This is a genomic window from Algoriphagus lutimaris, assembly GCF_017051705.1.
In the GTDB taxonomy this organism is placed as follows: domain Bacteria; phylum Bacteroidota; class Bacteroidia; order Cytophagales; family Cyclobacteriaceae; genus Algoriphagus; species Algoriphagus lutimaris.
In genome coordinates this window covers 1,134,035-1,147,866 of the sequence record NZ_JAFIDJ010000002.1, presented here as the reverse complement: position 1 = coordinate 1,147,866, position 13,832 = coordinate 1,134,035, and the positions used below count along the sequence as shown (strand labels likewise).

The following is a 13,832-nucleotide window of genomic DNA, read 5'->3' as shown; positions in this document are numbered from 1 at the left end:
TGATCATTTCTAATCTTTCGCACTCAGATTATTTAAAAGTTGTTCAACCTCCACTGAAGGTTCCTTCTTACTAAGCCAACCAGCTAGGGTAAATAGTAAAAACGAAACGATGGTAGGTGCACCAATTGAAATTGCCAAGGAATCCATGGGGAACAATTTGAGAAGTACAAAGGTCAACAATCCTCCCAAAATGGAAATCACAGCAATTTTTCCATCACTTCGTTTAAATGCCGGCAATAATCCCAATATCATAGGAATAGCAATTGGTCCCAGCAAGGCGGCAAACCAAGAAATAATCAATCCGATAACTCCTCCAAAATGAGCTGAATTCAGTGCAGTAAGTATGGTCAACAGGGTAAAACAAAAGGTCGTAATTCTGGCCAATCTCAAACCATGCTTTTTGGATAAATGCCTAAATCGAGGAAATAATATTGGAAGTATATCTCTACTGATGACTGCTGAAATAGTATTGGAATCTGATGCAGTCATAGACAGTGTATTTGCAAATAAGGAAGCTAATATCAACCCTACCAGCCCCGCAGGTAAAAATTCTAGGACCAATTTCCCATAAGAAAGAGTCGGATCAGCCAAATCTTCAAAAAATATTGGCGCAGCAAACATAGGATAGAACAATATCAAAGGCCAAATGAAATACAATAAGGAGGATAAAATAGCCGCCTTTTTTGCTACCGCTCCTGAGGAAGTAGAAATGAATCTGGTCGCTAAATTCCAAGTTCCTCCACTATAGCTAAAAAAATTGATGACCAACATCACTAATGCAAAGCCCAAGGTATAGGGATCATTGAAAAACTGAGCATTTTCTTGAGGTAGCCTATCCCATAATGTAATTATTCCTTCTATTCCATCATCCAATTGAATAAGGATCATGACGAACATGGTTAGCCCAGCCAATACTTGGATTACAAATTGTCCTAAATCATTCCAAACATCTGCCCAAAGCCCACCAATGGTAATATAAATCAGAGATACAAACCCTACCAAGAGCACTCCAAAAGTGATGGAAGCACCAGAGAATACATTTAATAAAATGGCTATGGCTGCCAATTTTCCTCCAGTGTCAAATACTTTGATCAAAGTCCCAACCCAGGCAATTAATTGTTGTGTAGATAAATTGTATCTCACTAAAAGGTACTCGGTTGGGGATTGGATTCCCGAAAGAATTCTGAGTCGTGACCAACGAGGTGCGATGTAAAACGCTGCAACCAAAACTGAAATACCTACCGTAAAGGCCCACCATACATAAATTGTAAATCCATGGGTATAGGCTATGCCGGCGTAGGCAACAAAAACTGCTCCGCTATAACCTGAAACATGGTGGGAAATACCAGATAACCACCAAGGTAATTTTCCTCCGGCGGTAAAAAAATCAGCCGAATTGTTCACTTTAAAATAAGCCCATACCCCTATGGATAAAAGCATCAGAAAGTACAAAGCGAGAATAATCCAATCCAGTAATTCCATGAATCAATTGGTGTTAAGGGGAGCCTGTGGAAGTTTACTTACGGCAGCAGCATCGAAATAAAATTTGCATCGTGGGTGCGTCCTCAAGATAGTGGCAGGACAAGCTTCAGATAGTGGTCCTGTCAACGTGTTTTTCACTGATTCACTTTTATTTTCACCCAAGACCACACAAAATAAATTATCTCCAGACATCAGGGCTGGAATCGTCAAAGTAAGCGCCTTTTTGGGAACTTCATCCAAGCTTTCAAAGCATCCATCGTGCACTTGCTGAGTTCTACATGCCTGATCCAATAGTACTTCTTTTATTAATGCGGGATCTTTAAAATTTGCTACCGGAGGATCATTAAAGGCAATATGTCCATTCTCCCCTATTCCCAAGCAAACAATATCAATTGGAGCTTTCTCCAGCAAATTTGAGTACTTCTTGATCTCCAACTCTAGCTTTCCTTGGGTTTGTATCAAATGCACTTCTTTGAAAGGAACTTTGGAGAACAGGTTCTCTTTTAAATACTTGGAAAAAAATTGAGTAGCACCAATGGGAAGACCGATGTATTCATCCATATGCATGGCCACTATTTTTTCCCATTTGATGTTAGAAGAGGCAGCCAAATAGTCCAACATACCTGTTTGGGAAGGGGCCGCAGCAAAAATCATCCTGATTTCTTCTTGTGTATCCTGAAGATTCACTATACAGTTCTCTACTGCTTTTCCCGCAGCCTTCCAAGCTAAGTCTCTTGTAGAAAATACATGGATCTCCTGTTGAATTTCTTTCATTTGGTTGGGGGTGTCGGTTCAATCTCCCAAATAGATTTAGTAGATAATCAGGGGCTTTTTCTTAAATATAAGACATCCTTGTTAGATCGAAAATTCATCTGCAGACAGCTTTAAAGTTGGCAGTCTACAAAAGATTCATCAAATAAGTAGTCACTTTTTCTGTTTGGAAGCTAACTACCAATGGCTTTTCTCCTGAGTTTCTTACTATCTCATGCCCATCTTCATCCACTATATTCCCGCCATTAGGAAGTAAAACGTTACATGGACCTCCTGCTTCAGATCGAATGGTAGCGTTGGTTATTTTACCAAAATCCCACGCAAAATCTACACTAAATCCTCCTCTTGCCTTCATTCCTTTAACAGATCCCTTTTCCCAAGCTTTGTCAGAAGAAAGGGCAGGCAGTCAGCGAATTACTTCATCTTTACCATGTCTTTGTAAAAAACTTATAGCAATCATTGAAAGGCTTAGTCTATTGAGAATACTAAATAATCTCCTCCAACTTAGGTATCCTACCCGATTGCTAAAAAATTATACCGTAAACAAAAAAAGAGGCCGAAGCCTCTTTCCTTATTTTTTTAGATTGACCAAAATGGAGAGTTCTTTGAGTTGCTCGTCTGCAATAGTACTTGGTGAATCAATCATCACATCCCTACCAGAATTGTTTTTCGGGAAGGCAATGTAATCTCTGATGGAGTCAGAACCTCCGAAAATTGCACAAAGACGGTCAAACCCAAAGGCGATTCCTCCATGAGGTGGTGCCCCATACTCAAAAGCCTCCATTAAGAAACCAAACTGCTTTTGTGCTTCTTCCTCAGTGAACCCAAGATGCTTGAACATCAATTGCTGTGTATTCCTATCGTGAATACGAATAGATCCACCTCCGATTTCCACTCCATTAATTACCAAATCATAGGCATTGGCACGTACAGCTCCAGGGTCAGAGTCCAATAAAGGAATGTCCTCCGTTTTTGGAGAGGTAAATGGATGGTGCATGGCATGATATCTCTTGGTTTCCTCATCCCATTCTAATAAAGGGAAATCTACCACCCAAAGTGGCTTGAACACATTTCTATCTCTTAAACCAAGATCTTCGCCCATTTTAAGTCGAAGCTCAGAAAGTTGTTTTCTAACTGTGGCTTTATCCCCACTTAAAATCAACATCAAATCTCCAGGTTCTGCACCAAATTCATTGGCCCAAGCCTGAAGATCCTCTTGTGTATAAAACTTATCTACAGTGGACTTGATGGTTCCATCTGTGTTGTATTTAGCATAAACCAGGCCTTTAGCTCCGATTTGAGGTCTTTTCACCCATTCTGTCAAGGCATCCAACTGCTTTCTGGTATACTCCACTGCTCCTTTGGCACAGATTCCCACTACTAGTTCGGCACTGTCAAAAATTCCAAATCCTTTTCCTTGAGCTACCGCATTCAACTCTACAAACTTCATATCAAATCGAAGGTCAGGCTTGTCATTGCCATAATATTTCATGGCTTCAGCAAAAGTCATTCTCTGAACTTCCTCCAGCTCGACTCCCTTAACATTTGCGAACAAATGTTTGGTCAGACCTTCAAAAGTGGACAAAATATCTTCCTGCTCGACAAATGCCATTTCGCAATCTATCTGAGTAAATTCCGGTTGGCGATCTGCTCTCAAATCTTCATCCCTAAAACATTTTACAATTTGGAAGTATCTGTCAAAACCAGACACCATTAATAATTGCTTAAAAGTTTGAGGGGATTGAGGAAGCGCATAAAATTCTCCTGGGTTCACTCTGCTTGGCACCACAAAATCACGGGCGCCTTCAGGAGTGGACTTAATTAAAACAGGAGTCTCCACTTCCATGAAGTGCTGAGCATCCATGTATTTTCTGGTCTCCTGCATCATTTTGTGACGCAATTGAAGCTTCTCCCTTACCACATTTCTTCTCAAATCAAGGTATCGATATTTCATTCGAAGTTCCTCTCCTCCATCGGTCTCATCCTCTATAATAAAGGGGGGAACTTTTGCGGCATTTAAAACCTCCAACTTGCTCACTTTGATTTCAATGGATCCTGTTGGGATTTTATCATTTTTGGAAGTTCTTTCGATGACTTTACCTGAAGCTTGAACGACAAACTCTCTTCCTAATTCGGCAGCTTTTTCCAATAACTCCTTTTCAGAAGATTCCTCTTCAAAAATCAATTGGGTAATTCCGTATCTATCTCTCAAGTCAACCCAGATCAGCCCTCCTTTATTACGAACTCGCTGAACCCAGCCAGCTAGTGTTACTTCTTGGTCAGTATGGTCTAGGCGTAATTCGCCACAAGTATGCGTCCTCAGCATGATATTAGTTTTTTTGGGAGGTCAAAGATAAAGAATTGAGTTCTAGAACACCACCCTCTTTTTAAGATTCCTTACCATATTGAATAAAACTTTGTAGATTTTACTTCAAAACACAATAATCATTAAATTATCCTTAATTGAGAAGAGCGTTTTTTCCATTCCTTCCAAAAAACTTTCAGATTTCTTGATAAAATTTTTCAACTCCTCTAAGCGTTGGCATTAAAGTTGGATTTGTTTTAACTTACAGAAGTTCCCTCAAAACTTGGAATAAAGTCTCTTTTTTCCTTGCTTTAAGGTTATTCAATCATCCCATAAGCTTTCAAATTAAATGAACAAAAGATGGATCGTTGTCGCATCCGTGGTCTTAACATTTGGTGCAGCAGCTATTTTCCAGCAGTATGGTAATTCACCTGAATCCAATACCAAACAAGAACCTACAGAAGAGGTTCCTGTGGAAGAGGTCTCTAATGAGGTCTATTTGTATGGTATCAATGTAACAGGTCTTAATATCGTGGAAGGAACTGTCAGTAAAAATCAGACATTGGCCACCATTTTGGCTCCCTTTAATGTTCCTTATCAAATCATCGATGAGATTGCCAAAAAGTCAAAAGAGGTCTTCGATGTTAGAGGAATTGCTACCAACAAAAAATTTACTGTAATAACTCCCTCCGATTCTGCCCAAGCTCAATTTTTCATCTATGAGCCCAACCCTGCTGAATACGTGGTATTTAACTTGGATTCAGTAGATATTTATAAGGCAGAGAAGCCAGTGGAATTTGTTGAAAAAGAAGTAGCCGGCGTAATAGAAGATAGAAGTAATTTGGCTGTGGAAATGTTGAAGCAGGAGGTTAGCTACGACATCGTCGATCAATTTGCAGATTTATATGGCTGGTCGGTAGATTTTGGAGCACTTCAACCTGGAGACAAATTCAAAGTGGTTTTTGATGTCAAAATGATTGATGGAAATGTAATTGGAGCTGGTGAAATCAAATTGGCATATATGGAGCACAGAGGTGAGCCTTACCACGCGATTCCTTTTGAGCAAAATGGGGAAATGAATTTCTTTGATCAGGAGGGAAACAGCTTGAAGAAAGCCTTCCTCCGAGATCCGGTAAAATACACTAGAATAAGTTCTCGATATAATCTGAGAAGATTCCATCCTGTACAAAAAAGATATAAAGCACATTTAGGAACGGATTATGCAGCAAGCAGGGGGACTGAAATTCGTTCTGTAGGAGATGGCGTAGTAACCCATGCTACCTATACTTCTGCCAATGGAAATTATGTAAAGATCAAGCATAACGGCACCTATACTACCCAATACCTTCATATGTCTAAGATTGCCAAAGGCGTAAAACCAGGTTCGGTAATTAAACAAGGTCAGGTAATTGGATACGTAGGAAGTACGGGACTTGCTACAGGTCCACATTTATGCTTTAGATTTTGGAAAAATGGAAAGCAGGAAGATTGGTTAAAAGAAAAAATACCTCCTTCCGAACCAATATTAGCTGCAAATAAAGCAGCTTTTGAATCCACAAAATTCGAAGCGTTGAAAGTATTGGCCAATATTACTTACCCTGGAGAAACACCAAAATTAGTAGCTGGAGTTGAGGGAAACCCAAATCAGACTACTTTAAAAGCCAAAACAGACTGATCATAAATTTCTTCTTATAAAAAATGGGTTCCTGCTAGCAGGAACCCATTTTTTTTTGGCGTATTGCTTATGCTTACAGCACATCCACTTTTTTCTGTCTACCTGAGTAGGTGAACTGGGACTTGCCGATCCTCAGCTCCGTCCTTCTGTTCAGCTGGTGCATCGCAGGGGTACAGGTTCCGTCACTGCAATCCTGCACCGGACGTGTCTCCCCGAACCAGGCCTCTTCCATCCGGTTCTCCTCGATCCCTCTGTTGGTCAGGTAAGCCTTCACCGCATCCGCCCTTCTTTCAGACAGCTTCTGGTTGTAGGCATCGTCTCCCCGCTGGTCGGTATGGCCCTCGATGTACAGCATCAGGTTCGGCATGCGCTTCAGCATGATCGCCGTACGCTCCAGCTCCTTCTTGTGCACGTTTCTAAGCATGCTCTTGTCAAAGTCAAAATAGATCGTCGGGATCTGGGCAATCTCATCCTGTATTTGGCTAAACAGGTCCTCCGGATCACAGAAGTCCTTGCCCTTCAGCTCCTCAGGCATCTCATATTGCTTGCTCGGGTCAGGGAACGCCTCTAGTACCAGTTCCGATCTACGGTTCAGCTGGTGGGCAGACTCCGGACACGGAACACCGTCCCCACAGTCGTTGATCAGCTCCTGCTCCCCGAACCATTCCAGACGGATCCGCTCGGCAGGGATCTCGTACTGTGCCATGTATTCGGTCACCGCAGTCGCCCTGCTGTTCGACAGCTTGATGTTGTATTCCTCACTCGCCCTGGAATCCGTGTGGCTTCCCACCAACAGGTCTAGGAACGGATAGCGGCCCATCAACTCGGCCAGCTTGTCCAGCACCGGCTTGGCATCCTCACGGATCACATACCTGTCCAGGTCGTAGTACACGATGTCCACGTATACCGGCAACTGGTATGGGATAGGGATCAGCTGGTATTCACGCTTCAGCGTGTCCCCATCAAAGCCTTTGGTAGTGATCTCCTCGTCGGTGATGCTGAAGTAGCCCGGCTTGCTGATCTTAATTCCAAAGTCGCTGTCCGGCTCCAGTTCGGCAGTCAGTTCCCCTGTGCCGTTACGGGTCGTCTGTACGTTCCCGTTATGGGTCTTGTCCCGAAGCGTCGCCAGGTAGCTGTCGCTGATCACCACTCCCTCGCAGTCGATCACACGCGCCACAAACTGCTTGTAGACCTCTTCTACACTGTAGATGTCATCCAGTCCCATACCTCCCTTTCGGTTCGAGGATAGGTAGACCTCCGGTCTGCCTTCTTCCTGCTCCACTTCCCGGTAGCCGAAGTCATCGGCCATCGAGTTCACAGGGGAGCCCATGTTCTCCACGTTCGTGATCCCCGTAGCACTGTAGTCCGCCATGAAGATGTCCATGCCGCCAAGCCCTCGGTGGCCCGTAGAACTGAAGTAAAATTTATCCCCGTTACGGAACGCATGTGACTCGTTGCCCGGTGTGTTCACCGTCGCTCCCAGGTTCACCGGTGTCCCGAAGTTCATATCTTCATCGTATTCCGAATAATACAGGTCCGTGCCGCCCAGTCCTCCGGGCATGTCTGAGGTAAAATACAGCCTCTTTGCCTCCTCGTCCACATACGGATTCATCACCGCATAGCCGATCGAGTCGTTGAACGGTACCGGGGTAAACCCTTCCAGCGTACCGTCCTCGTTCACCTTGCTATAGTAGATCTCAGGCTGTACCACAATCTCACGGTTCTTCCTCACCTTGGTGATCCCGCGGGTCACCGAATAGAACAGCAGTCCCTGTTCCTTTGCGTAGCTCGGATCCGAAAAATTATAGGTGTCAGGAACGTTCGATACCACTTCGCTCACGTTCCCGTCCCCGTCCTGTCTGTACACACTGAAGTACTCCCGGTCCGTATAGTCCTGTTTCTCCTCACTGAAGATCTTGTTCCTCCCGTCGATACGAATACCCGACATCTTGCTCGGGTACGTCCCCCCACGGTCGGAGGTGAAGTACCTGTTCCCGTTCTTGTCCTTAGCCAACGTGAAGTCAGAGCCCGAACTGTTCAGACCTTCCACGCCTTCCACCTTCACCTTCCGTTTCCCCTGAAGCTTCAGCAGGGCCGCAACCTGGATGCTGTCGGCTCCTACGCCCTTCGATTCCAGTACCGCACGTGCCTCGGCCATCCGGTCGGTCAGCTGCGCATAGCGCAACAGTTGCAAGTAATCCCCCGGTGTCGCCTCCTCGTATTCACCTACCGTCGTCTTCCACCAGTCAAAAGTGTTGTCATAGTCACGCAGCACCTCATAGGCCTGCGCGGTCTTCTTCGCCGTCTCGTAATTCGGCTTCTTCGCGTACGCTTCTTGGTACACTTCTACTGCATGCTGGAAGTTCATCAGCTCCATCTGCTCATCGGCATACCGAACCTTCCGCTTTTGTGCCTCCGTGGTCCCTATCGTGCCAAATATCATTGCCGAGGCAATACTCAATATCGTCAATGTCTTTTTCATAATCAGAACCATCTTTGGTTTTTCATCACTGCTTTTCTTGGGGTCATATAGAAGCCTACTGACAGCTCATGAGAGTTGTTGTTGTAGTCGCTCAGCACGTTCAGGTTATGGTCGTACGCATAGCCCAGACGCAATCGGTCCGTGGCAAAGATCTCGATGATCGCAGCCACCGCGTTCCGGTTGCTCAGGTTCTCGGCCAGGTTGTCGTTCCAGATCTTCAGGTTGCTACGATAGCTCCCGCCTAACCACACTCGGTCGTAGAAGAGGAACATCGCATTCAGGTCATAATTCGTTGGGGCTCCCTTCACCTCCTTGATCAGGAAGCTTGGCTTGAACTGTACCTGCTCCGAAAACGGAATCATCACTCCTGCGGTCAGGTAGTAGTGGAAGTCATGGTACGCCAAGGCAACATCCTCCCGCTCCAGAGACTTCTTGCCCACCATGTTGTACATACTGAAACCTGCATAAAAACGGTTCGTATGGAAAAACAGCCCCGTGTTCAAGTTCGGACTAATCAGGTTCACACGGCCTCCAGGGATCTCACTGTCCGGAAAATCATTCGGATCAAGCATGTCCCCGTCTATCGAGTACTGGCTGAAGCCCGCGCTCACACCAAGACCCAACCAGCTCTTCGAGCCCGTCTGGATACGGTAAGCATACGTCAACAGACCTCCAGTGGTACGAGCAGGTCCCAGGTTGTCGCTCAAAAAACTAACCCCAAAGCCCATCTTACCCTCGTTCGCCGACAGATCCGCTGTCACCGTGAACGTCTCCGGAGCTCCCGGAAAATTGACCCACTGGCTACGGTACGTGCTCTGGATATAAGGCTCCCCTTTGTATCCCGCATAGCCCGGGTTAATGTGCAGCCCATTGAAAATATACTGGCTGAACTGGGGAAGCTGCTGGCCCTTTGTTATCCCGGATACCGAGAATAACAAAACACTCATTACTATGATTCTAAAAGTCGTTCTCATATCGCTTCTTAATTTTCTTTTATTACCTGAATCCAGCCCTTGAACTCGTGCGTTTTGTTATTACTATCTACAGTGGTCAACACATAGAAGTAAGTTCCTGCCACTTGCCCTGGAGCATTCCAGTCGTTTTTATAATTCTCCTGTTCGAGAACATGGTCACCATATCTGTTGAAGATAGTGATTTCATTGCTGACAAATTTGTCTAGACCTTGGATCACAAAGGTGTCATTGTCCCCATCGTTGTTTGGAGTGATCACATTCGGAATGTGGAACGGCAAGATGGTATTCACATCATCATCCTGATTGTTCGATTCGTCAGTATCATCTTCATCCGATCCTACAATCACTGTATTAGTAATTGTTCCTGCTGCTCCAGCTTTAACCGTCACTCGAATGGTTACTGATGCATCTGCTGCTAGTACTGGAATCGTCCATGTAATTGCAGTACCTGAAACATTATCAGTGACAGTTGCACCAGAACTATTTTCCGTTACCTCATTTCTTAAGTAAGTCACACCAGTTGGAAGATTATCAGTTACAATCACATTGGATGCTGGAGTATCTCCATTAGTCACCACAATCTCGTAATCGAATACATCTCCTTCAAAGATCTCAGCTTCAAATGAAGTCTTGCTCACATTTAGATCCACTTGATCGTTTTGTAATCTGAAGACTACCGTAGCATCGTCATTATTGCTTGGATTTCCAGCCTCTCTCAAGATGTATTTCAATCTATATTCTCTGGCTTCATTCACACCTGGTATCAAGCTCAATTCACCATCTTCATCAATTAGCAAACCGATTACTCCATCCAATTCTGTGAATTCGAAGTCCACATCTGCTGGATCAGGTCTTTGACCATCTAGTAAATCGTTTTCCAAGATGTTTCCTAATCTACCTCCATAGCTCAAGAAATAGGTTCCAAAATCATCATCATTGGCAATGATCTCAGGGTCTGGAGCTGGTGGCGGTGGCGGTGGTAAGTTCATTACTACACCCACTGAATCTATAGCCTCTACCTCAGTTCCATTTGGAGCTGTACCTTTCACAGTTGCTGTATTACTTACTTGCTCTTTGTTTGTCAAATCATCCAAAGTCACCAAATAAGTGGTCGTAAAGACTTTAGTCTCATTCGGCAATAACAATCCGATGGTCTCCTCAAATCCAGTCAATGGATCAGAAACTAGCACATCTACTAATGGTGCTGTACCGGTATTGGTTACAGTTAATGTATAAGTTATTTCCTCACCAGGGAAGGTTGCCTCTTCAATATCAGCTGTTTTCACTATCTCGATTCCTGGTTCCAGATTCAAACTAACTATCGCCTGATTTTGTGCCTGAACTGTGGTACCAGAGAAAGTATCCACTGCATTAACAGTTGCAACATTCAAGATTGGATCACCGCTCAATAAGTCTTCCAATGTTACAGTATAGGAAGTAGAGAAGGACTTCATTTCTCCTGGTGCCAAGGAAATATTTGACAAGGAAAGTCCAGTCTTAGGATCGACCAAATTACCACTTGATAAAGATACATTACCGGAGTTGGTTACTTCCAGAGTATAGTTTAGAACAATTCCCTCCCTATCTACAGATTCTAGATCCACTGTTTTGTTCAAGGATATATTAGGTATTCTAACCACCTCAACTGTTATCTCATCCTGATCTTCTACCACCTCATCTTTTATTGTAGTTCCAGTAGTTGTCGCCACGTTCAAGATAGAACCAGCATCCATATCTGCCTGGGTTACAGTATAAGGCGTGTTAATTGTAGAAGACAATCCTGGGGCAATGGTGCCAACATTCAAATTCAAACTAGTCAATGGATCCGAAATAATCACATCATATAGAATCACATTACCGGTATTGGTTACTGTCAATGAATAGATTATCTCTTGACCTGCAGCTTCTACCTGAGAAGGATTAGCTACCTTCTCGATATTGATGCTTGGAGTTAAGGTCATACATTCAGCCACTGAATCAGAGTCCTCAGCCAACACAATACTTTCTACCTCTGATGATAAGTATACAGTAGCAGTAGCAGTATTGGTCACACATTCTTGCTCAATGATATCTTGAGTAATCGCCAGTTGAGTTACATAATTTGCAGAGGTACCTGGTTCCAATGTTGGAACTGTCCAAGCATCTCCTGTCAACTCATCCACCACTTCAATATCTTTCAACTCAACATCTCCATCATTGATGACTTTGATGTTATAGGTGATGAACCCTCCGACCTGATCGTCATTGGATAAAACTGTTTTCTCAATTTGAACAGATGGCTGAACAACCAAGACAGTTACAATTGCAGTATCACAATTAGTTGGGTTAGGATTAGTACATATTCTATACTCTAGTGTATAAATACCTGGAGCAAGACCTGCACTTACACTAACTAGACCTGTCGTAGTATCCAGGATTAAAGCTCCAGGATTCGACTGAGATACCTCAAATACATCTACTAAATCAGTATCTAGACCTGTCAAGTCACCCAACATATCATTATCCAATACATTGATAATGTTTGAATATCCAAGTTGGCTTGACACAGGAGTTCCTGTCATATCATCGTCAACTGCAATTGGAGGATTTGGATTTGGATTACAATCTGAAGTAGTACCTGGATAGGCTATTTCTGAGCTAACTTCAGGATTCAACTGGAATTTCACATACGCACCTGGTTCTCTTACGGCAGCATAGTTAAAGTCTCCAGATTCCCACATACCGTTCACAAATCTCCATCCTGGCCACTGGCTTCCATATCCACCTGGCAAGGTATCTGCTCCTGGGAACAACATGTATCCTTCCATTGGAATATTCTCATATCTAATGATCTCTTGATCATTGCTATCATACCAAATCATAGTCAATGGATTTGGATTTCCTGGAGCAAGGTCCTGCAAGTTAAAGTTGGCAGGCTCAAGCAACCATCTTAAATATGGAGCATCCAATTCACAATAAGACTCTATTTCATCTATCAATAATACAGGTTCAACAGTAGCACTAATTACTGCTTCATCGTAATTGTCTGCATTACCGATTTCTGTAATTCTATAAGTCAATTCATAATCACCTGCAGCCGCATTTGCTGCAATAGTGATGACCCCATTTTCATCTACTGTCAATATTCCTGAAGGATCTGGAATTACCGTAGTAAGAACAACATTTCCTGTATTTGCAGCACCTCCTATATAAGAGTCATTGTCAAATGCATTGATAGATGCTACTCCTCCAGAAATGGTGTATGTACCAGCGTTATCATCTATCGCAATGATATCATTAAACCTCGCCTCAGCTGTAGCCTGATCAGGGTCTGACATCACTTCTGTCTCATTGAGGTATCCAATGGCCGAAGCAATATTGGTAACCGAACCATTTGTTAGATCAGCTTGAGAAATGGTATAAGCAGCAGTCAAAGTCAAAGACTCATTAGGCGCCAACGTATTCTCTGCTGCTGCTGGGATACCAGGTACTTTATCATCTACTACTGTGAATGGTCCATCTAAGGTCACATTTCCAGTATTTGTTACGATGAATTGATACTCTACAACATCACCAACCACACTATAAGGATCACCCGCAATTATTGATTTTTCAATGGAAAGGGCTGGGTTATGACAAAGATCAACCTGTGTCTCGTTATCAGTATCAATAGAATCACCAGATAGATCATCTACTGTAGTTTCCTCAAATACTGCAGTTGCTTCTGCTTGATTATTGATGTATCGGATATTGGTATCATCCAATGTAATCTCATAAGTCGCAGTATAAATCGCAGATTCATTTGGTAATAGGGTGCCCTCTGCACTATTCAAGCTACTGTTTATGAAAGTAATAGCTGACAAAGTACCTGTACCAGTGAAGTGGAATTCATTCACTTCAACATTATTCAAGGTTACATTTCCTGTATTAATGACAGTGAATGTATAGGTAATCAAATCACCTGTATCGTAGCAATCATCCTCAGAATCAACAGATGCCGTTTTGATGATAGCTATTCTTGCATCAGTGATTGCGGTGATCGTCTCACTGTCTGTATCGCTCACTTCCACATCGTCAGGATCATTGCCTGTCGCTGTAGCAGTGTTGTCCACCTGACCCGCGTCCATGTCGGACTGAGTGATGGTATAAGTGGCTGTGAACACC

The 13,832-nt window shown here is 43.4% G+C and carries 8 protein-coding genes; 1 reads left to right on the top strand and 7 read right to left on the bottom strand.

Features of this window, described 5'->3' with window-relative positions:
* Window positions 1–9 precede the first annotated feature (9 nt).
* From JYB62_RS15580 to aspS, 4 genes are all read right to left on the bottom strand, one after another.
* Window positions 10–1,482 carry a sodium:solute symporter family protein gene (locus tag JYB62_RS15580; RefSeq protein WP_205646333.1) on the bottom strand — a complete coding sequence of 491 codons (1,473 nt, stop codon included), beginning with the start codon at window positions 1,480–1,482 and terminating at the stop codon, window positions 10–12.
* A gap of 3 nt (window positions 1,483–1,485) precedes the next feature.
* A complete protein-coding gene (locus tag JYB62_RS15575; RefSeq protein ID WP_205646332.1) occupies window positions 1,486–2,256 on the bottom strand; it encodes a 6-phosphogluconolactonase in 771 nt (256 codons plus the stop codon).
* A gap of 124 nt (window positions 2,257–2,380) precedes the next feature.
* Complete coding sequence (locus JYB62_RS15570) at window positions 2,381–2,659, bottom strand: glycoside hydrolase family 95-like protein (RefSeq protein WP_394369700.1); 279 nt, start codon at window positions 2,657–2,659, stop codon at window positions 2,381–2,383.
* Between the two features lie 165 nt (window positions 2,660–2,824).
* Window positions 2,825–4,579: an aspartate--tRNA ligase gene (gene aspS, locus JYB62_RS15565; protein WP_205646330.1), complete on the bottom strand. Its 1,755-nt coding sequence runs from the start codon at window positions 4,577–4,579 to the stop codon at window positions 2,825–2,827.
* A gap of 328 nt (window positions 4,580–4,907) precedes the next feature.
* On the opposite strand from aspS, the gene JYB62_RS15560 reads away from it, so the two are divergent.
* Window positions 4,908–6,233: a peptidoglycan DD-metalloendopeptidase family protein gene (locus tag JYB62_RS15560; protein ID WP_205646329.1), complete on the top strand. Its 1,326-nt coding sequence runs from the start codon at window positions 4,908–4,910 to the stop codon at window positions 6,231–6,233.
* A gap of 73 nt (window positions 6,234–6,306) precedes the next feature.
* Here JYB62_RS15560 and JYB62_RS15555 read toward each other — a convergent pair whose 3' ends face one another.
* The 3 genes from JYB62_RS15555 to JYB62_RS15545 form a co-directional block, all read right to left on the bottom strand.
* Complete coding sequence (locus JYB62_RS15555) at window positions 6,307–8,715, bottom strand: OmpA family protein (RefSeq protein WP_243431596.1); 2,409 nt, start codon at window positions 8,713–8,715, stop codon at window positions 6,307–6,309.
* 2 nt (window positions 8,716–8,717) lie between these two features.
* A complete protein-coding gene (locus JYB62_RS15550) occupies window positions 8,718–9,689 on the bottom strand; it encodes a PorP/SprF family type IX secretion system membrane protein (protein ID WP_205646327.1) in 972 nt (323 codons plus the stop codon).
* A gap of 8 nt (window positions 9,690–9,697) precedes the next feature.
* Window positions 9,698–13,832, bottom strand: a 4,135-nt coding sequence (locus JYB62_RS15545; protein ID WP_205646326.1) for a DUF7507 domain-containing protein, incomplete at its 5' end; no start/stop codon positions are given.

Coding starts and splice junctions, on each gene's coding strand:
- JYB62_RS15560 (WP_205646329.1), top strand. CDS start 4,908: ATGAACAAAAGATGGATCGTTGTCGCATCCGTGGTCTTAACATTTGGT.
- JYB62_RS15580 (WP_205646333.1), bottom strand. CDS start 1,482: ATGGAATTACTGGATTGGATTATTCTCGCTTTGTACTTTCTGATGCTT.
- JYB62_RS15555 (WP_243431596.1), bottom strand. CDS start 8,715: ATGAAAAAGACATTGACGATATTGAGTATTGCCTCGGCAATGATATTT.
- JYB62_RS15575 (WP_205646332.1), bottom strand. CDS start 2,256: ATGAAAGAAATTCAACAGGAGATCCATGTATTTTCTACAAGAGACTTA.
- aspS (WP_205646330.1), bottom strand. CDS start 4,579: ATGCTGAGGACGCATACTTGTGGCGAATTACGCCTAGACCATACTGAC.
- JYB62_RS15550 (WP_205646327.1), bottom strand. CDS start 9,689: ATGAGAACGACTTTTAGAATCATAGTAATGAGTGTTTTGTTATTCTCG.